The sequence below is a fragment of the Hymenobacter plasmatis genome, from assembly GCF_020711255.1.
Lineage (GTDB): Bacteria > Bacteroidota > Bacteroidia > Cytophagales > Hymenobacteraceae > Hymenobacter.
Genome location: NZ_JAJFAW010000026.1, coordinates 45,583 through 65,843, shown reverse-complemented (window position 1 = coordinate 65,843; position 20,261 = coordinate 45,583). Strand labels below are relative to the sequence as shown.

Annotated in this window: 14 protein-coding genes and 1 pseudogene; 7 read left to right on the top strand and 8 right to left on the bottom strand. The window is 61.3% G+C overall.

All coding sequences use genetic code 11. The features are described 5' to 3' along the window. The first annotated feature begins 1 nt into the window (after window position 1). Window positions 2–1,068: pseudogene (locus LJ738_RS17310) on the top strand (quinone-dependent dihydroorotate dehydrogenase). On the opposite strand, the gene LJ738_RS17305 reads toward LJ738_RS17310, so the two are convergent. Together LJ738_RS17305 and LJ738_RS17300 are read right to left on the bottom strand one after the other, a co-directional pair. Beyond that, entirely contained in the window at window positions 971–1,657 is a 687-nt protein-coding gene (locus tag LJ738_RS17305) for a DUF2306 domain-containing protein (RefSeq protein ID WP_227787621.1), read from the bottom strand. The pseudogene LJ738_RS17310 and the gene LJ738_RS17305 overlap by 98 nt on opposite strands. 140 nt (window positions 1,658–1,797) lie before the next feature. Continuing rightward, window positions 1,798–2,937, bottom strand: a complete 1,140-nt coding sequence (locus LJ738_RS17300; protein WP_227787620.1) for an acyloxyacyl hydrolase — start codon at window positions 2,935–2,937, stop codon at window positions 1,798–1,800. Between the two features lie 218 nt (window positions 2,938–3,155). Here LJ738_RS17300 and LJ738_RS17295 point away from each other — a divergent pair, with 218 nt between their 5' ends. From LJ738_RS17295 to LJ738_RS17280, 4 genes are all read left to right on the top strand, one after another. After that, complete coding sequence (locus LJ738_RS17295) at window positions 3,156–3,905, top strand: porin family protein (protein WP_227787619.1); 750 nt, start codon at window positions 3,156–3,158, stop codon at window positions 3,903–3,905. Window positions 3,906–4,084: 179 nt separating this feature from the next. Then, window positions 4,085–4,849: a porin family protein gene (locus LJ738_RS17290; RefSeq protein WP_227787618.1), complete on the top strand. Its 765-nt coding sequence runs from the start codon at window positions 4,085–4,087 to the stop codon at window positions 4,847–4,849. Between the two features lie 169 nt (window positions 4,850–5,018). Then, on the top strand, window positions 5,019–5,624 hold the full coding sequence (locus LJ738_RS17285; protein ID WP_227787617.1) for a porin family protein: 606 nt from the start codon (window positions 5,019–5,021) through the stop codon (window positions 5,622–5,624). Between the two features lie 149 nt (window positions 5,625–5,773). Then, the gene (locus LJ738_RS17280; protein WP_227787616.1) at window positions 5,774–6,388 is read left to right on the top strand and encodes a porin family protein; all 615 of its coding nucleotides are present in this window, start codon (window positions 5,774–5,776) and stop codon (window positions 6,386–6,388) included. Window positions 6,389–6,463: 75 nt separating this feature from the next. Here LJ738_RS17280 and LJ738_RS17275 read toward each other — a convergent pair whose 3' ends face one another. From LJ738_RS17275 to LJ738_RS17260, 4 genes are all read right to left on the bottom strand, one after another. Then, window positions 6,464–7,831, bottom strand: coding sequence for a dipeptidase (locus LJ738_RS17275; protein WP_227787615.1), 1,368 nt, complete (start codon window positions 7,829–7,831; stop codon window positions 6,464–6,466). Window positions 7,832–7,965: 134 nt separating this feature from the next. Next, complete coding sequence (locus LJ738_RS17270; protein WP_227787614.1) at window positions 7,966–8,541, bottom strand: hypothetical protein; 576 nt, start codon at window positions 8,539–8,541, stop codon at window positions 7,966–7,968. Window positions 8,542–8,621: 80 nt separating this feature from the next. Then, entirely contained in the window at window positions 8,622–9,266 is a 645-nt protein-coding gene (gene plsY, locus LJ738_RS17265; protein ID WP_227787613.1) for a glycerol-3-phosphate 1-O-acyltransferase PlsY, read from the bottom strand. Window positions 9,267–9,326: 60 nt separating this feature from the next. Then, complete coding sequence (locus tag LJ738_RS17260) at window positions 9,327–14,852, bottom strand: hypothetical protein (RefSeq protein ID WP_227787612.1); 5,526 nt, start codon at window positions 14,850–14,852, stop codon at window positions 9,327–9,329. Between the two features lie 409 nt (window positions 14,853–15,261). On the opposite strand from LJ738_RS17260, the gene LJ738_RS17255 reads away from it, so the two are divergent. Continuing rightward, window positions 15,262–16,302, top strand: a complete 1,041-nt coding sequence (locus LJ738_RS17255; RefSeq protein ID WP_227787611.1) for a Gfo/Idh/MocA family oxidoreductase — start codon at window positions 15,262–15,264, stop codon at window positions 16,300–16,302. A gap of 344 nt (window positions 16,303–16,646) precedes the next feature. Further along, window positions 16,647–17,171, top strand: a complete 525-nt coding sequence (locus LJ738_RS17250; protein ID WP_227787610.1) for a hypothetical protein — start codon at window positions 16,647–16,649, stop codon at window positions 17,169–17,171. A gap of 86 nt (window positions 17,172–17,257) precedes the next feature. Here the strand turns inward: LJ738_RS17250 and LJ738_RS17245 are convergent, their stop codons facing one another. Next, window positions 17,258–19,243, bottom strand: a complete 1,986-nt coding sequence (locus LJ738_RS17245) for an alpha/beta hydrolase family protein (protein ID WP_227787609.1) — start codon at window positions 19,241–19,243, stop codon at window positions 17,258–17,260. Window positions 19,244–19,253: 10 nt separating this feature from the next. Beyond that, window positions 19,254–20,261, bottom strand: coding sequence for a class 1 fructose-bisphosphatase (gene fbp / locus LJ738_RS17240; protein ID WP_227787608.1), 1,008 nt, complete (start codon window positions 20,259–20,261; stop codon window positions 19,254–19,256).

Below are 20,261 nucleotides of genomic sequence, written 5' to 3'. Positions count from 1 at the left end.
CATGTACAAGGCGCTTGTCAAACCTGCCCTTTTCTCCCTCGACGCCGAGCGCGCCCACCACCTGGTTTTCGACAACCTGCGCCGCGCCGCGCGCGTGCCAAGGCCCTGCTGCGGGCTTTGTACAACTACCAGCACCCCAGCCTGGGGCGGGAGGTATTTGGGCTGAAATTTCCGAACCCGGTGGGGCTGGCGGCGGGGTTTGACAAGAATGCCGCGCTGACGGATGAGCTGGCCACGTTGGGCTTTGGCTTCGTGGAAATCGGGACGGTGACGCCGCGTCCGCAGCCCGGCAACCCGCTGCCCCGCCTGTTCCGGCTGCCGCAGGACGAGGCGTTGATTAACCGGATGGGCTTCAACAACGACGGAGCGGCTGTGGTAGCAGCGCGGCTGGCGCGCCGCCAGAACCGGCAGCTCATCATCGGCGGCAATATTGGCAAGAACAAGGACACGCCCAACGAGCAAGCAGCTGCCGACTACGTAGCCGCCTTTGAGACGCTGGCCGACGTGGTCGACTACTTTGTGGTCAACGTGTCGTCGCCCAACACGCCCAACCTGCGCCAGCTCCAGGAGAAAAAGCCGCTCATTGAGCTGCTGCAGCAGGTGCAGGCCCGCAACCTGGCCCGCCTCGCGCCCCGGCCGCTGCTGCTCAAAATTGCGCCTGACCTCACCGATTCGCAGCTCGACGACATTATCGAAATAGCCCAGGAAACGGGGTTGAGCGGCCTGGTGGCTACGAATACCACCATTAGCCGCGATAACCTTAGTACCAATGCGGCCCAGGTGGCGGCTCTGGGTGCGGGAGGCCTCAGCGGCCGGCCTTTGCGGGCCCGGGCCACCGAGGTTATCCGCTATTTGCACCGCCGCACAGGTGGGGCGCTGCCCATTATCGGCTCGGGCGGCATTCACTCGGCGGCCAATGCGCTGGAGAAGCTCGCGGCGGGTGCTTCTCTGATTCAGCTTTATACCGGGTTTATTTACGAAGGGCCGGCGCTGGTGAGCCGGATAAATCGAAGATTGGTGCCACCCGCACCGGCTGGCTCCGCACCCGGCGGTGCCACCAGAGGATAACAGGCACGCCCAGCAGCGTGGGCCACAAAAAATTATACGGAAAGGGAATAAAGCGCAGGCTGGTGACCGAAAACGCGGAGACGGCCGCGATGTACGAAGCCAGAAAGCCCGAAATGTGGTTGAGCAGCCACTGGTTTTTGGTCAATTTTCCGGCGTTGGCATAGCCGCGCAGCTGGCGGACGGCGGTGCTGGCCCCGAGGGCCCCGAACACACCCACGGGAATATTGCCGGCGACGAATGCATAGGCTACGGTGCCGAGAAACACCACCAACCCCACGCCCGCTACCACCCAATCGAAAGTAGCTACCCGGGCGTCCCAGGCCAGGTGTTTCAGAAACAGCGACCGGTAGCCGAACCCCGCCATATAGAGGCTAAAGACGGCCGTGAGCAGCAAAAACAGGCTGTGAATGTGCTGGGCGCCGACCAGCGCCGTGGTGCCGGCCACCGCCATGGCCCAGAAAAACACCTTGCCCCAGCGCCGGTGCGCTACTCCTCCCTTGCGTACGGCCAGGGCCACCGGCGCCACAAAAAACCCAATAAAGCCCGCCGTGATGTGCAGGTAGCGGTTAACCAGAAAGAAGGTTTCCATGCGATGTGGCGCGGCGCTGAATGGGAACCGCGACCGAAAGATGGGCCCGCACGCCAGCCGTTAGGCTAAAAATATTGCCGAAACGTCGGGCTATTAGGTTGAAATGCTGCGCCGAGCGGATGCAGCGTTTGCGACCGGTGTCACAGCTTCGCGCCGATTTTGAATTCAATAACATCGGCTGCCCCGCGGTGAATCTTCAAGTCGACGGCCCCGAACAGCAGGTTAGTGAAGTGGTATTTCAGGCCCAGCCGCTCGTAGTAGGCCGTGCTCGACTTGTAGGGCGCGTACACATAAAAGCCCAGGTGCGACACGAACGCCAGCCGGCCAAACAGCAGCTCGTGGCCCACAAAGGCGCCCACTTTTTTCACATCGGGCTGCTTGAGGCCAGCGCGGGTGGTGTCTTCCAGCTGGGCTTGCAGGCTGCGGTCGTAGAAGCCTTCCACACCGGCCAGTAGGTTGGATTTGCGGTTCACGCGCCGCCCCACGGCGGCCGTCACCGAGTTCACAAGGTATTTGTGGCGGTCGCCTTCGGTGCGCTGCTTGAAGCCCAGGCTGGTGCTGAAGTTAAAGAAGTTGTGGCCCAGCTCGGCCGGCGCGGGCGCATTGGCGTTGGCTTGGGGAGCCTGGCGCTGCTCGTGGTAGTTGAGCCCCAGCACCACGGAGGGCAGGTTCACGCCAAAATTGGGCTTGGTGGTGGCGCCGTTGGAGTAGTGGTTTAGCCCCACGCCGGCCAGCAGGCCCAGGTGCGGCGTGAGGGCGTAGTCGTACTCGAAGCGAAACTGCAGGGTGGCGTTCAGCGCCGAGCTGGCGATGGTGTTTTTGTGGTTGGTGTCCTGGTTATAGGGATTGGTGAGGTAGGCCAGGCCGGCGCCGAGGCGGAAGCTGAAGTCGTGCTTGGGGCCCCGCGAAAACGACTTGCTGATGTAGGGACTGGCCGACCAGACGTAGCCGAGCACGGGGTTGTGAAAATCATAGTACGTGAGGGCCAGGCCCACTTTCGGGTACTTGTACCAACCGTGCCAGGGCGCGCTCCCCGTGGTCTGGCGCTGGAAGTTGAGTTCAAACCCCGCGGGGTGCGAGGCGACCAGGTGCCGGATGGCGTAGGTGTGCGCCAGGATGATGCTGCCCTGGGCATAGGCCCCCATCACCAGCGGCGCCCGGGGTGCAACCGCCGGCATCGGCACTGAAACCTCGGCCGTAGTGGTGTCAACCTGCGCGGTCACGGGGCGGGCGGCCAGCGCCAGCAGCAATAGCAGTAAGCCCCTGGAAAGCTGCCGCAATGAGGAAGCCCCCCTCATCGCACAAGCTCAATAATAGCCTCAAAATCACAACTCAACAGTTGAAATAACAGCATGTTACCTAAAAATTAATTTTTCATTTTCAGCAACCCCGCGTCTCGAAACGTCGGTATAAAGCCGATGCCCGTCGAGTAAGTTTTGCAGCTCTAAAATTATCCTATCCCGCCATTTATCCTATCTCACCTTTTCACTTTATACTCATGAAAAATATTGCAATACTAGCCCTGTCTGTTTTGAGTATCTCGGTGGCCCGGGCACAAGTGTCGAAAGACTTCCGCTTAGGGGCAAAAATCGGCGCCACGTACTCCAGCATTTCCGGCGACAACGTTTCGCAAATTGCCGGTCCCAACTTCAACAGCGACCTCGGCAATTACAAGTGGGGCTACAATGCGGGTTTCACCGCCAACGTGCCCATTAGCAGCGACGGGTTTTTCTCCCTGCAACCCGAGCTCCTGTATAACCGCAAAGGTTACGAAGTCAACTCGAAGCAGACCAGCAACCTGCCCAATGAGGTTTCCGCAGTTGAGTTTAAGCAGCAGCGCGTGCTGCACTATCTGGACGTGCCCATCTTGGCCCGCATCAACGCAGGCGGCCTGTTTTTCGAGCTGGGGCCTCAAATGAGCTTCTTATTTGGGTCGACCAACAAGCAGCAAACCACTACCCGGTTTTCCAATGGCACCAACGACAAGGTGGAGGATAACGGCAGCTTCCAGGACTTCACTGGCATCGCTCGCGGCGATAAATACAAGTCGGACCTGACCCAATTCGACATTTCGGGTGTAGCCGGCATCGGCTTTATGACCGAAGGCGGCCTGAGCCTGGACCTGCGCTACGCCCGCGGCTTCCACTCGCTACTTGATACCAAAAACGTAACCCTCAGCCAGAATCCTAAGGCGTTCAACAACGTGTTCACGCTGCAGCTGGGCTATTTGCTGCCATTTGGCCAATAACCTGGCTTTGACAATTTTGCAGACCTAGCTAGCGCAAGGCCCGGCTTCTTCGTGAACGCCGGGCCTTGCCGTATTTAGCTCAATTATTTGAGGGAGCCGCCGGGAAGAGTAGTATTATCGGATAGCAATTATTCTATAGCTTTGGCGATAATCAAGCTCCTCACTTCTACACTCTTCTCATGAAAAAAGCAATTCTCTCCCTTGGGCTGCTGGCCGGCATGGTTGGCGCCGCACAGGCGCAAACGGGCATGAAAATCGGCCTTAAGGCGGGCGCCAACATGTCCAGCTTCACGGGCACCGACAAACAGGACGTAACGTCCCGGTTCGGCATCAGCGCCGGAGCCACCTTCAATTTTGCTTTGTCCGATATGATTGCCGTGCAGCCGGAGGTGCTGTTTTCCCAGAAAGGCATGAAGCTGCGCTACACCGGCGAGGATTCCAGCGATGCAACCGTATTCAACAGCACCGGCAACGTATCCGGCACGTTAGGCCAAACCCTGAGCTACATCGATGTGCCGGTGCTGCTGCGGGTGAACACCGGGGGCAGCTCCGGCGAAGGCTTGTTTTTTGAGTTGGGCCCCCAGGCCAGCTTTCTCATCGGCCAGAAAAGTGCCATCGACACCGGCGATAAGGCCACCGTGGTACTGGCCGGCCCCAACCGCACCAACCCCCAAGGCGACAGCATGCCGGCCTTCGCCGTGGGCACCAGCACCGACGACTTCAACCGCATAGCGTTTGGCTACGTGGCCGGCTTCGGCTACCAGCTGCCCAATGGCTTGAGCATGGGCATCCGCTACGCCGGCGACATTTCGCAGGTGTACAAAGACGGCAACGGCACGGCCGACGCCCTGAAGCCTTACCAGGCATTTGGCGCAAAGTTTACCAACCCGAAGGTGCACAACTCGGTGTTCCAGCTGCAGGTGGGCTATACGTTGGGCCTGTAGTCACGGCGCTTTTGCTGCTAAAAGGCCCGGCTCTGAAACAGAGCCGGGCTTTCTTATCATCAAGGCTTTACAGTATAAAACCAACTATTTATTCCGCTAATCAGTATACTGCCCGGCTCTGAAAAGAGCCCGGACCATTCGTATCAAAGCAGCCCTATTCTCTTATAGCATGAAAAAAATCATCACGACCCTGGCCTTGCTGGCTGGCGCGGCCGGCGTAGCCCAGGCCCAGACCAACTCCATTGGCATCACGGCAGGCTACGGCCGCACCAGCCTCACGGGCAAAAACAGCAACTACAACGCGAAGACGCACTCGGCGTACCAGGCCGGCCTGATGGCCGATGTGTATGTGGGCGAGGTGGTGTCGTTTCACCCCGAGCTGCTGTACACGCTGCAGTACTACGATGCCACCGAAGGCTCCAGCTCGTCGCTCGACGCGCTGAGCCGCGATGTTTCCTACATCAACGTGCCCCTGCTGGCACGCTACCACGCCGATGGCTTGTTTTTTGAAGCCGGCCCCGAAGTCAACTTCGCGCTGGCCGCCAAAAACGAGGCCGGCAACGACGTGAAAAGCGACGTGAGCCCCGTGGCGCTCGACTACGTGGTGGGCCTGGGCTACCAGCTCAGCAGCGGCCCGTCCATTGGCATCCGCTACGATGGCGGCATCACCAACACCTACAAGGACACCGCCGCCAACGGCCTGGGCAATGGCAAGCTGAAAAACAGCACTTTCTGGCTCAACCTTGGGTATTCGTTCGGCGGCACCGGCCGCTAAGAAACCCCAAGCTCACCAACGCAAAAGCCCGGTTTCCGCCATGGAAACCGGGCTTTTGCGTGGGGTAGTGCGCGGATAAGTTGGGCTGTAAGAGTGCCAGCGCGTCGGGCGCAGGCGTAGCTTTGCGAGTCTATTCAACTACCCTGCTTATGAAAAAGACCTTTTTTACCCTCGCCCTGTTGGCAGGCCTTGCGGGCGCGGCCCAGGCGCAGCGCAGCGACATATCGCTGGGCCTGAAAGCCGGCGCGTCGCTGACCAATTTTGTGGGCGCTGATGCCGGCAAATACAGCTACACGAGCACCTACGGGCTCCACGCTGGCGTTTTTGCGAATGTCGGACTGAGCAACATGGTGGCATTGCAGCCCGAGGTGTTGTACTCACAAAAAGGCGCTAAGTACCCGGCTTTGCTAGGCGACGACATCAAGCGACGGCTGCACTACATCGATGTGCCCGTGCTACTGCACGTAAATGCCGACGGCCTTTTCTTTGAGGCAGGCCCGCAGGTAGGCTTTCTGCTGAAGGCCCAGGACCAGCACGGCAGTACCACTACCGCGCTCGACCGTAAGGAATATAATACCGTTGATTTCGGCTACGTAGCGGGCCTGGGTTACCAGAAGAAGTCCGGCCCCGGCATCGGCCTGCGCTACAATGGGGCCTTAACCAATACCCGGCCGGATGAAACGACCGGCAACACCACGTATCAGACCCGTCTTCATAACAGCGCGTTTCAGCTGTACCTGACCTATTCTTTCAACGGACGGTAATCTTGTTGGTCTTTCACAAAAAAGCCCGGCCTTCGCTATGGAAGCCGGGCTTTTTTGTTGAATAGTGCCTACCGGCTACGCTTGCGCGGCGGCGTAGTTGCGGTAAAAATGCGGGATAGTTTCGATGCCCTTCAGGAAGTTGAAGACGCCGAAATGCTCGTTGGGCGAGTGGATGGCGTCGGAGTCGAGGCCGAAGCCCAGCAGCACGGTATCAAGACCCAGCTCCGACTTGAACATGGCCACGATGGGGATGGAGCCGCCGCCGCGCGTGGGCACCGGACGCTTGCCGAAGGTGGTTTCCATGGCATCAGCGGCGGCTTTGTAGGCCACCGAGTTGGTGGGCGTCACCACGGGCTCGCCGCCGTGGTGCGGGCGCACTTCGACCGTGACGCCGACGGGCGCGATGCTCGTGAAGTGCTTCTGAAACAGCTCCGTGATTTCGGCCGAGGTCTGGTGGGGCACCAGGCGCATGGAGATTTTGGCGTGGGCCTGCGAGGCGATGACGGTTTTGGCGCCTTCGCCAGTGTAGCCGCCCCAGATGCCGTTCACGTCGAGCGTAGGCCGGATGCTGGTGCGCTCCATGCTGCTGTAGCCCTTCTCGCCGTAGCTGGCGGGCAGGCCGATGCTCTTTTGGAATTCCTCTTCGGAGAACGGGGCTTTGGCCATCTCGGCGCGCTCCTCGGCACTCAGCTCGTCTACCTTGTCGTAGAAACCGGGGATGGTGATGTGGCCATCTTTGTCGTGCAGGCTGGCAATCATCTCGCACAAGGCGTTGATGGGGTTTTGCACGGCGCCGCCGTAGAGGCCGGAGTGCAGGTCGCGGTTGGGGCCGGTCACGGTTACTTCGTGGTAGCTCAGGCCGCGCAGGCCCACTTCGATGCTGGGCACGTCGTTGGCCAGAATACCGGTATCCGAAATCAGGATGACGTCGGCTTTTAGCTTCGCTTTGTTGGCCTTCACGAAGATTTCGAGGTTGTTGGACCCGATTTCTTCTTCGCCTTCAAACATGAACTTGATGTTGCAGGGCACGCCGCCCTGGCCGTCGCGCATCATCATCTCGAAGGCTTTCACGTGCATGTACACCTGGCCTTTGTCGTCGCAGGCGCCGCGGGCGTAGATTTTGCCGTCTTTGATGACGGGGTCAAACGGCGGCGAGGTCCACAGCTCGTAGGGGTCGGCGGGCTGCACGTCGTAGTGGCCGTACACCAGCACGGTGGGTTTGGTGGGGTCGGTGATGTAGTCGCCGTACACAATGGGGTTGCCGGCCGTAGGGCAGATTTCCACGTTCTGCACGCCGGCTTCTTCCAGGCGCGTTTTCAGGTAGTCGGCAGCCCGCAGCACGTCGCCGTGAAACTTGGGGTCGGCCGACACGGAAGGAATGCGGAGCCAGTCAATCAGCTCGTCGAGGAAGCGCGTTTGGTTGTCGGAAAGGTAATTGGCCATGCGAGGCAGGGAAGTATGGTGATGGGTTGGGAACGGTGGAGTAAAAGTAGCGGGCGCTGCCGATACGGCTCCTACAGCTTTTGGGGTTCCGGCGCGGCTCCATTCGCAATTATTGGGCTGCTCAGCAGGCTCGGTTACAAGCGCGCATCCAGCACCAGCTCACGCAGCATTACCTCGCCCAGCTTCCAGGCATCAGCCCAGTCTTTCTCGGGGCTTTCGAAGGTGAGCAGGTAGAGCGTGTCGGTCTTGGCGTTGGCCAGGGCCATTTGGTACACCACGCGGGGCTCGGCCTCAGGCGGAGCTTCGCGGTAGCGCACCGCGCGCTTGTAGAACGGGCCGTCGACCGAGGACGTCTTGTCCAACTGCTGCTGCCCCGGGCCAAACCCGGTCCTTAGCATCAGCAACTCGGCGTAGTCGGCGGCCTGGCGGCCGGTTTTGGCTTTCACCTTGCGCACTACGTTCAGCGACGCTCCGGGCTGAAACTCACCGCTCTCCCCTATTTCATCGCGGGTCAGGAAGTAGGTAGTGGCGCCCTTCTGCCCGTCGGCCTTGTAGTACCAGCCTTCGGGCAAGGGCATGGCCGCTTTGATGTCGGGCAGCGCCTGCCACCGGAAGCCCGCCGGGGCAGTGCCCAGAGGGGTATTGTATTTCTGAGCAGCAGCGGGCAGCGTGAGAAACAGCAGAATCAGGAAGCGAAACAGGGACCGCATAAAGGAGACAGCAGCAAAAGTCTTTACCTAAGGAATTGGGCTAAAATGCCGGTTGAGCACAGGATATTGCCCCCCCGCTCCTACTTCCGCCCAAATAGCGGCACGCGGCTTTCCGTCCCGCTGCGCAGGCGGCCGATATTGGCCCGGTGGGTGTAGATGAGGAGCACGGCCAGCAAGAAGCCTACCCACACCATAAACGGTTGGGCTGGCCGGAACTGGGGCAGCAGCTGCAGTAGCGCGAAGGTCACGCCCGCCGTCATGCTGGCCAGCGAGACGTAGCGGAACACGGCCAGCATGAGTAGAAACACCAGCAGGCACACGCCCACCGTGGCCGGGGCCACGCCCAGCATCATGCCCAGCACCGTGGCCACGCCCTTGCCGCCCCGGAACTGCGCAAAGACCGGATAGATGTGCCCCACAATGGCGAGCACACCGCAGGCCAGCTTAAAGTACAGTTCGTGCTCAGGCTGAATGGCTCCCTGGGCTACCAGCCACGCCGGCAAAAAGTAGGCGGCCACAAAGCCTTTCAGCGCATCAATAAGCAGGACCACCGAGCCCGCCTTGGGGCCCAGCACCCGGAAGGTATTGGTAGCGCCGGCGTTGCCGGAGCCGTGCTCGCGGATGTCGGCCAGCCCAAAGAAGCGGCGGCCCACCCACAGCGCAGTTGGGATAGAACCAAGGAGGTAGGCGGCAAGCAGGGCAAGGGCGATATATAGGACATTCATGCAGGAAAGGTATAAAACGAAAACTCCCCTCCTGGATTGAGGAGGGGAGTTTTCCGTTGGCTACGAGTCGCCGAAGGGGTCCTCGGTGGCTTTCTTTTTCTTCTTTTCTTCTTCCTTCTTCCGCTTCTCTTCCTCCTTTTTCTGCTTTTCAGCTTCTTTGGCGAGGCGGGCGGCTTCTTTCTTGTCCTGGGCCGGGTCGGGCGCGGCTTCGGCATCGGGAGCAGCGTCGGCGGCTTTGGTCTTGGTCTTCACCTTTTTGAGGTCGGGCTCGGTTGCGTCGGCCGCCGCAGGGGTGTCGGCGGCTTTCACCTTCACCTTTTCCTTCTTGTTGGCGGGCTCGGCGGTGGCAGCCGGCGCGTTGGGATCTTCCATCACGCCGTCGCCGAAGGGGTCGTTGGCTTTGGCCTTTTTCTTCTTTTTGGTGGGCTCGGGGGCGGCATCGGCCGCGGGTGCCGCGTTGGGGTCGGTAGTACCGAAGGCGTCCTCCTGCCCTTTTTTCTTTTTACCCTTCTTGCCTTCGAAGGTGTCGAAGGTGCTGGGGGCCGGGGCTGCCGGGCGGGCGGTCAGCTTGCCGCTCTTGCCCAAGTAGTCGCGCTGGAAGTGCGAGCGGAAGGCATCCACGTCGGTGAAGTCGCCGAGGAAGGCGCCGTAGCTGGTGGCCGTGTTGTAGTCGCCCTTGGCCTTGCCGCCCACTTCGGCGTCGAAGTTTTCGCTCGACGATTTCGCCAGCAGCAGGTTGTTGGCGTACTTGAAGTAGTACCAGGTCTGGGGCTCGGGCTCGAGGTAGATTTCCACCAGGTCGGTGTTGTTTTCGCGGCGGATTTCTACGTGGCCGTCAATCAGGGCGTTGAGCGGCTGCTTGCCCACGCCGGCCAGTCCCAGCTTGCCCACCGAGTACCAGGCGCGCCGCTTCTCGCTCCAGCGGAGGTCTACCTTGCTCAGCATGATGGTGTGCATGAGCTTGGGCGAGAGCTTCATGAGGTCGGCGGTGGCGCCTTTGCGCATGGTGTACTCCTCCACGCCCTTGTTGCCGATAAACTGGCCCAATTTGTACAGCTCGTTGGTGGAGCCGTCCAGGGCTTCGGGCGAGCCTTTGGTCACGCGCGCCAGCTCGGTGCCCATGGCGGCCACGGCTTTCTCGGGCATGCCGATGTCGAAGCCCAGCAGCGCATCTATCGAATAGCGGGCGCTGTCGGGGTTGGCGGTGCCCACGCCACTGCCCACCAGCTTGTAGTTTTTGTTCGAGTTAATGAACGTCATCGGGCCCCGGAAGCTGAGCGAGTTGGTGGCATCGGTGTAAGCCAGCATGGCGCCTTCGTAGGCATTCACGTCGCTCAGGTCGTTGCGCGAGATGGTGTAAATGCCCTTTTTGTCGTCGTACCGCAGCTGGCCGTCTACTTTCAGAATGGACACATCGGTATTGTTGGGCAGGGTAGCGGCATACAGCGGGTACACCTTGTTGGTCTGGTCCGACATGAACAAGCCGGTCACGAGCGGCGAGCCGTCCTCGGCCTTGATGTCCTTCAGGTTGAGGCTGAAATTCTTCGGGTCGATGGAGTCCTTCATCGCAATCCATTCGGCCGACTTGCGGTCTTTGCCAAACTGCAGCTGCACCTGGCCGTCGAAAGCAAAGCCGCGGCGCCGCGAGTTGAGCAGCACGTTGCCACGGTAGCCGATGCGCGGCGTGAGCTGAAACTTGCTCCCTGGGCTCACCACGGCCGTGGCCACAGTGGGCGGGCCTACCGTGGCGGCGCCCGCAAATTCGTCCTTGTTCTTGCGCGCGGCCCTGCCTTTGCCGGCCAGAATCGCGGCCGGGTCGGGCTCGAAGTTGCCGAAGCGCAGTGCCACCGAGTCGCGGGCAGTTTTGATGGTGTACTCGGCATTGCCGGTGAAGGCTGCTTTCGAGAGCACCTCCACGTTGCCTTTCACCAAGTGGTGGAATTTATCCAGGGAGTCGAGCACTACGCCCGCGTTGCGGAAGCGCTGGATGCGGCCATTGGCCCCAATGCTGACCTTGCCCGAGTCCGGGGTAATCCAGGCATCGGCGGCGGCGATGTAGGGCACGCCGCCCACCTGCATGCGGTACTTGGCCAGGTCGTACACGCCGCTCGAGGCCTTAAACTTCAGCCCCTGCTGGTCGGGGTTGGTGGAGTAGAAGTACGACTTGGTGGAGTCGGCATTGGCGGCCACGCGCAGCACCACTTGCTTTTTCTTGAAGTCCCAGTGCCCGCCGCTGAGCGTGGTTTTAAACTTCGAGTACGGTAAATCGATACTGGCCTTGCTACCTTCTTCGCGCTTGAAGTCGGCAAAGCCCCGGCTCAGGTTGTAGTCGAAGGCCACGTCGTTGGCCGTGAGGGCGGGCTTGTTGGCTTCAGCCGACTTGATGCTCACTGTGGCCTTGCGCCCCGAGTAGCTGTCGGTTTTGAACGTGAACGCCGGCGACTTGATGAACGACTGCGGCCCGTCGAGGCGGCCGTCACCACCCACGTTTTTAGGCGTCAGCACGGCGGTTCCTTTGAAGTTGTAGGCCGTCACCGTTTTGGTTTTCTGGTCGGCGGCGGTGTACATGCGGATGGCCTCGCCGGTGCGCGGCGTGGTCAGGAACATGGAGTCGCGGCGCACGTTCCAGTTCATAAGGTAGCCGGTGGGCAAACTCATTTTCGGAATGTCCACGCCCTCGGCTTTCTTGGCCGCAATGGCGCCCGTCCGGCCCACCGTCACCACCGAGTCGCGGTAAAACACGAAGCTGTTGGACGTAAACGTGCCCGACTGGTAGGTGATGGTGCCGTCGCCCTGCAGTCCTTTGCCATTCATCTTCACCTTGTTAAACACCCGCCCGCGGCCTTTGTACAGCGGGAAGCCGTCCTTGGGCACGTCGTACACGAAGCCCAGCGAGCCGTCTTCCTGCACGGTGAGCTTGGTCTGAATGTCGGGGATAATGCCGCCGCTGCGGAACGTGCCGTTGAAGCCGGTGGCCGTCTTGCCGATGCCGTTGAGCGAATCGAGCTTAAACGGCGGGATGTCGAACACCATCGTGGAGTCGTAGGCGCCGCCCAGCACGTCCTGCTTGCGGAAGTACACGTTGGCCCCGCTCTTGGAATCGAAGGCCGGGTACTGGCCCTTCTTCTTGCGGCCCGACTTGTTTTTGGGGTCGTTCAAGAAGAGGCGGCCGGTCGAGACCTTGCCTTTGTTGGTGAGGGCAAAGTCGGCGTGCTTGCCGGTGGGCTTGCCCTTGGCGTCTTTGGCCTCGCTGCGAATGACGATGGAGTCAATCTTGGCCATGTCGACGTAAAACCCGTCGTAGTCGAACTTAAACTCGCGGCCTTTGAAGCGCATGGCCGACGCCACCACCGTGCCGTTGAAGTTGATGTTGCGGTTTTTCTGAATGCGAATGATGGCGCTGTCCGGCCGCACAAACACCGTGGCCGAGTCGTCGGAGAAGTTGAAGCGGTCCACGCCGCGCACCGTCAGCTCGTTGGTGTTCAGGTTGAGGGTGGCGTTGCGGCCCGAGCCCGACAGCGACTTGATGGCGATATGGTCGTAGTCCTTTTTATCGCGGGCCGACGCCACGTAGTGCGCGCCCTTGGGCAGAATGGTCACGTCGCCGGTTTGGGGGTTCCACTCCACATAGCCGTCGCGCGCCAGGCCGGCCATGGCGCTGCGCATGTTGGGCTCCGAGGTTTGCAGGTCGGTGGCCAGGGTCGACACGTTCAGCGTTTTGGCGTTGCCGTGGCTCTGGCTGTAGCCCACCAGCATTTGCAGCGGGTGCAGCCGGTTGATGCTCTTGAGCTGCTGGTAGCGGCTGTTGGTAAAGAATTCTTTGCTCTCGAAATCGGCCGTTTGCTGGTTCTTGGCCGAGAGCACGGCGAAGTCGATGGTGGGGCTGTTCAGGTTCCAGGTCAGCGCCTCGGTGCGAATATCCATCTGGTGATAGGAGTCGCTGTAGGGCGTGTTCTTGTAGAGGCCCTCTTCGCGCGCCAGCTTCAGCTGCTGCTTGCCTTTCAGGTACTTGAGCTGGGTGCCGGGGTGCGTTACGGAGTCTTTGGCGCCTTCGTAGATGGTCACCGCCGCCCGATTGGCCGTGATAACCGAGTCGCCCAGCACGTAGGCCCGCGACGACGCTTTGAACTTGGGCTTGCCGCCCAGGCTCACGAAAAGGTTAGAGGGCGAGCCGTCGAGGGCCGCGCTGAGCACCTTGCCGCCGGCCATCGACAGGCCGCCCCGGTACTGAATATTCTCGCCCAGGTTTTTAATGCGGGCGTCGTTGGTGAGCGAGATGAAGCGCGGGTAGCCGGTGTCGGTGGCGCCGGGCTTGCGCCGCACGCTCTTGTAGCTGAGCGCGCCTTTCACGGGGGCCTCCAGCACGGCCGGATACGTGAGGGTGACGGGCTGCACCGTGAACTCGGGCTTGCTCATGTCGAAGTCAAACCCGGCCAGGTCGGCCGTTACCGGATTGCCTTTGATGACCCAGGCAAACTGCCCGCCCGTGGCCAGAAACCGGCCGGAGTTGGGCACGGCCGTGCCGCTCACTTTCTTCAGCACCACCGAGTCGCCGGCCGTGCCCATATGCAGGTCGGCATCCTTCACCACGATTACGGCGCCACGGGCCGGCGGCGCCATGTAGTCGTCGTAGGGCAGCGCCGAGGGCGTAAACGAAGCCGTAGGCGGCTCAAAGTCCGCGGCCTTTGCGGTGGCCGCGGCCGCTTTCACGGGCGCGGCGGTTGGGCTGGCCTTGGTAGCCGTTTTGGCCACGGGCTTTTTGGCCGGCGCTTTTTTCTTCACAGGCGCACCCCAGCCGTCGTCCGAATCGCCCCAGCCGCCACCCGAGGGCGACGACCACATGTCGGCCGTATCCCAGCCGCTGCTGCTTGCTTTTTTCTTGGGCTTGGGAGCAGCGGGCTTGGGAGCCGCTTTTGCTGGTGTCTTGGCCGCGGCCACAGGCTTCTTGGCGGCCGGCAGCGGCTCGTCTTTGGGCGCGGGCGCCGACGCGCCAAATTCCAGGTTGGAAACCGGCGCGGCAATGGGCGAATACGCAAACGAAATCGTGCCGCCCACGGCCCGCAGCGAGCTGTAGCCGGAGCGGTAGAAGTAGCCGCCGTTTAAGAAACGGCTGGTGCTGAAGATGAATTTCTCGGTTTCCTGTGGGGCTTCTTTCTCCAGGGTTTGGCCCAGCACGTCGAGGTACTGGTCCATTTGCTGGTCGGTGAGCTTGGTCGAGTTCGCGCCGCCAATGATGGCCGCGTACAGCTGCTCAAAGTGCGGCCGGGGCCGAAACTTCTTCGCCAGCATCACCTGCGACAAGGCCACGATGCGCGCCTGCTGCGACGACGTGAGGCGGTTGGTGCCCCACAGCTCTCTCAGGCGGGCGCCCATGGCGCGGGCAGCGGCGTTGTTGGTGCTGGCCATCATGCTCTGCACATCAATGATGTACTGGGCCGGGTCGGTCGAGAGCCGGCCCACCTGGTAGCGGGGCGCGGCGGCCGGCGCCGCCCCACCCGGAGCCGGCGCTTTGGTTTGGGCCTGAGCCGACGAATAGCCGCCCAGTACCAAACCCAGCCATGCAGTAAGAAGAACTAAATGCTTCATAAAGTCTCGTTGTCTGTAATTGTGGCTCGCTCGGCAAGCCGCGGACCTTCCCAATGGTATAAATGCTGCTATAGCTGCCCCTGCCCCGTCCGCGCATCGATGAAACGACGCAGCCACGACTCAGCGGGCTGCTTTTTCAACGCAAACGCCTGTGACAAAGTATAGTGCTCCACGCAGTGCTAAAAAATCGGTACAAGTTAGGCAGAATCTAAAAAGCAACACCCCAACCGCGGGGGTTAAAGTTTGATACCTGCTGACAGTCAGCAATTTTCTAGCCAACCTCCTTTTTGCCTCCCTGCTATTGTTACACTTTTCATGAAATTGACCAGCCCTGAAATGGCCCCTCCCGGAGCTGGCCTGCCGCGTAGAATTTAGGCCCCGTTGATTCCCAACCACTTTACTTTGGCGCATGACCACTGCACCCATTCGCACCGCCCTGCTGGCCTACGGCATGTCGGGCAAGCTTTTTCAAGCCCCGTTTCTGGCCGCCCACCCCGGGTTTGACTTGCTGGCCGTGGCCGAGCGCACCGAAAAGCGCATGCACCTCGACTACCCCAGCATCCGCAGCTACCCGAGCGTGGCCGACGTGCTGGCCGACCCCACTATTGAGCTGGTGGTGGTGAACACGCCCAGCAACACCCACTTCGAGCTGGCCCAGCAAGCCCTGCGCGCCGGCAAGCACGTGCTACTGGAAAAGCCCGTGGCCACCTCCGTAGCTCAACTTCAGGCGCTGGTGGCGCTAGCCCGGGAAATGGGCCGCCACCTCCTGGCTTACCAAAACCGCCGCTGGGACAGCGACTTTGGCGCCGTGCGTCGCGTGGTCGAAAGCGGGCAGTTGGGCCAGCTCATCGAAGTGCACTTTCGCTTCGACCGCTACAAGCCGGCCCTGCACACCAAGAAGTTCAAGGAAGAGCCGCTGCCCGGCAGCGGCCTGCTCTACGACCTGGGCCCGCACCTCATCGACCAGGCCATCAGCTTGTTTGGGCAGCCGCTCGGCAGCCACAAGACGGTGGGCCGGTACCGGGCCGGCAGCCGCGTCGATGACTTCTTTACGCTGCACCTGCGCTTCCCACACAACCTGAACGTGTGGCTGACTTCCGGCCTGCTCATCGCCGACCCCGGCCCCGCCTACATCCTGCACGGCACCCTGGGCAGCTACCAAAAAGGCCGCACCGACCCTCAGGAAGCCCAATTGCTCCAAGGCACGTCGCCCCTGGCGCCCGACTATGGGCACGAGAAGCACGGTCAGGAAGGCCGCCTCACCCTGGCTGCCCCCGACGGCAGCCTCACTACCACTCCGGACCCCGCCGCTCCTGGCGACTACATGAACCTGTTTGAAGCCGTGTTCCAAACCATTCGTAATGGTGCCCCCTACCCCATCCGCGAAGACCAGCTGCTCTGGCAAAACGAGCTATTGGAAAGTGCCCCGGATTTTGGGCCGGAAGCATAGCCTGTCGAGGGCAGTTGGAATACTCTAACTGTACTCTTCAATCGCGCTTCATATTGCCCAACCCACCCCGGCTCCTGTAGCTGTATGGGGCATGGGTTGGGCAACGCGCGTTATCTGTTCGGCAAATGCCATCTAGCTTAAAAATTGAGCTAACCTACAGCGACAGTCGAGCAGCGAGAAGCTATTAACCACCTGATTACGGCGATGGTGCGAGCTTTTCTGGCTACTGGCTAGCCTAAGGCAAGGGTGTTTACTGTAAGAATAGTACGGACTATCAAGCTATTACAATATTTTGCATATATCATATAAATATTGTTCCTTTGGTGAGATTACAATCTCACCCTATGCCTCAGCTCAGTCACTTGCCAGATGCTCCTCTACCGAGCCTCACTTTCTGCCCAGTAACGTGCCGAACCGGCTCTTCGCTGCTACGCGGCCGCCTCAAGCGGGCCCTAAGCGCCGAGGAAGTCACCAAAACCTGCGAAGTGCTGCTGGCAACCGCTATGCGTCGGCGCTGCCGCTACTGGCTGCTGGATGGGCGAGAAAGCTCAAACGCCCAGCCGCCTGAGCTACATGAGTGGCTGGAGGAAGATTATTTTCCCCGGGTGCGGGCCCAGTTGGGGCACCCCCCGTGTATTGCCCTGCTGGTGGCGCCTTCGCTGTGGCAGGACTTGCCCAAGCTGGGTCAAGAGCCCGTGAGCGAGTGGCCTACCTGGGCCGCCCGCGTAGGCTGGTTTAAGGACGAAGAACCCGCTTTGGCCTGGCTTCAGAAACATGGGGCGCACGAGCGGGAGCGCCAGCGCCTACTAGCCGCTTCTACCGGCACCCCAAGCACCTGGCGTGGAGAGCAACTGCGCTTTAACTTCTAAGCGGCTTCGCTTTAATCTCAGTGAGCTGCTTTCGATGCCGAAGAATAGGGCGTGACCACCGACACCAAGCAACTGCAGGCGTGGCGCTATGGCAGCACCAGCCGGTTGCCCAACGCCCGCTGCAAATCCGGCAAATCATAGCGTAGCAATACTCCCGGCAGTACTTCCGAATACACATCCTTGGCCCTGGGTTGGGCTAGTAGTTGCTGATATGACCGGGGCGGTTGTTCTACCACGACTCGGACGAAAGTGGGCCAAATAACCGCGGCATGCAGGGCGGGCCCCACGGCCCGACCGCTGGCCCTTATTTCCATGGGCAGGCCATACAGCTGCGCTTGGTTGCGCACGAAAGTTTGGATTGAGTTCAGGTCTTCCACGCGTTGAGCCAGCAGCGGGCGGCCTATGTGCAGGGCCAGCAGGGCGTTTCGGTACTCGCGGTTGTAGTATTTGGGGTCGTTGAAAGCAGCAGGGTCGGTGGTTTCGCCCAGGCCGCGCAAGTCGGCCAGCAGCACGGCCGTGCCCTGGCGCAGGTAGGCCTGTACCTGGGCCGCGCTGTCCAGAATAGCGGCTTTGCCCGCATCAGGCAGCCAGATGAGCACCCGGGTAGGGTGCGCCGAGGCGGGCGGCATGGCTAGCAGGGCGGGCAGCGGCGGTTCGCCTTCGCGGCGCAGAATCAGCTTTTGCAACACGAGGCCGTTGCGGCGCACGGTGTCGAGCAGCGCCATGGACAATGCCCGGCCATTCGCGGTGAAGGAAATGTTCATCTCCCGGCGCACTAGTTCTCCTATGGCTTCTGGCGCAACGGCGGCACGGGCTGGGGCCAGCTTCTGCGCGGCAGCTAAATGTGCGGCGGCCAGGGTCACTTCGTTGGGGAAAGCAGTATTGACTTGGCCGGTGGCCGTGCAGCGCAGCTCTTTCTCAGACAATGTTGCCAGGGCGCCTTCCCGAATTGGGCTGGCATCGCCATAAAACCACCGCCGGAACCAGGCCACCGCAGCCTCCCGCTTGGGCTGAGAAATGCCGTGCCCATCATCGTAGGTGAATAAGTTGAGCTGATTGGGGTGGCCCATGGCGGCGTACACGCGCCGGGTTTCGGCCGTGGCAGCCTCGATTTGGGTGTAGTCCACAAAATCGTAGCGGCCGGCCAGCACCAGCAGGGGTTTCGGGGCAAACATAATGGGCCAGTCGGCCAGGTCGAGCCGCACGCGACCAGCGCCGGGCAGTTGCACGCAGCCATCAGCCGGGCCAGTGAGCTCCAGGTTGCGCTCGCCGCTGGCCACGTAGCTGCACAGCGCTGCCACTTTCATCCGCTTCTCCAGGGCCATGAAGTAGGCGGTTTGGGTGGCGCCGCCGGAGTTTCCCAGGCAGCCCAGGCGGGCGGTATCTACCTCGGCGCGGGTGAGCAAATAATCGAGGCCCCGCTCGTTGTCCCAGAACTGCTCGGCGGGCACGGTTTCACCCACCAGAGCGGCGTCGGCATTCAGCAGCGTGTGTTCGGTGGTACCGCCCCGGGCCAGGGGCTTGCCGGCCGCGTCGGTGAGCTGCATACGCTCGCCCTGCGAAATGGGGTCAATCACCAGCACCACAAACCCGTGCTGCGCGAAAAGAATGGCCGTTTTTTGGTACGATACTGTCGCTTTCGATTCCTGCTCGTGCCCACAGAACAGCAGCACGCCGGGCTTCTTGCCTTTGCCCGAGGGCACGTAGAGGTTGGCCGTAACGTGGTGGTGCGGGGTGCTTTCGTAGATAATTTTCTCGATGCGGTACTGGTCGCGCGTTAGCTTGCCGATGACCTGGGCCCGGAGCGGCGTGCGCGCCGGCAGCGGCCCCAGCACCCGCCGGAAGCGCGCTCGCACGCTGTCGCGGTAGGCCGCCGCTCCCGCTGCCGACTGTGCGGCCCGGTCCAGCTCGGCGGCGCGCGGTGCATACTGGGCGTGCATTTGCTGCAGCAGGTAGGTGCTCAGCGTGGCAGGGGCTTTCCAGTCCAGCACGGTTGAACTGGGCTGCTGGGCGTGCGCCGAATAGCCCGTGGCTAGGACCACCAGAGCAAGCAAAAGGGCCTTGGCACGCATGAGAGTGGCCTTATTTCGTCGCTTTGCAGCGCAGCTCCTCCACCAAATCGGCAGAGCCCACGAAGAGAGGGGCACGCTGGTGCAGGTCGGAAGTCGGGTGCACGTCTAGCACTAAATCGGCCCCGGTCACGGCTACGCCACCAGCCTGCTCGATGAGGAAAGCCAGCGGGTAGCACTCGTAGAGCAGGCGCAGCTTGCCGCCGGGCTTGTCCACAGTGGGCGGGTAGAGGTAGATACCGCCCGTGAAGAGGTTGCGGTGGTAGTCGGCCACCAGCGAGCCCACGTAGCGGGCCGTGAGCCGGCGCTCCTTGCAGGTAGTGAGGAAGGTGCGCACGAACTCCGGGTAATCAAACCAGTTGCCTTCGTTACAGGAAAACACCGGGCCCTGACGGGGGATTTTGATATCGGGGTGCGAGAGAAAGAATTCGCCCAGCGAGTTTTCGTACGTGAAGCCCGCCACGCCGTGCCCGGTGGTGTACACCAGCATGGTGCTGGAGCCATACAGGACGTAGCCCGCCGCTATCTGCGCGCGGCCGCCCTGCAGGAAGTCCTCTTTACGAGCCGGCCCCCCAATGCGCGACACACGGCGATAAATGCCGAAAATGGTGCCGATGCTCACGTTCACGTCGATGTTCGAGGAGCCGTCGAGCGGGTCGATGGCCACCACGTACTTGCCGTTCACATTGCCAGTCTGGATAATGTCCTCGTCCTCTTCCGACAGCACGGCGCAGGCTTCGCCGCCGTTGGTGAGGGCGCGCACAAAGCGGATGTTGGCTTCCACATCGAGCTTTTGCTGGTTTTCGCCCTGCACGTTTACCTCGCCCATGGCCCCCGTAATGCGGGAAAGGCCCGCCCGGTTCACCTCCCGGTTCACGATTTTGCCGGCCAAGGCAATGTCGCGCAGCAGCTGCGACAACTCGCCCGTGGCATAGGCAAACTCCGATTGCTTGCGCATGATATAGCGCTCCAGCGTGATGCCTACCGGCGTAGCCAGCGTGTTTTCAGTGGTCTGAGACAT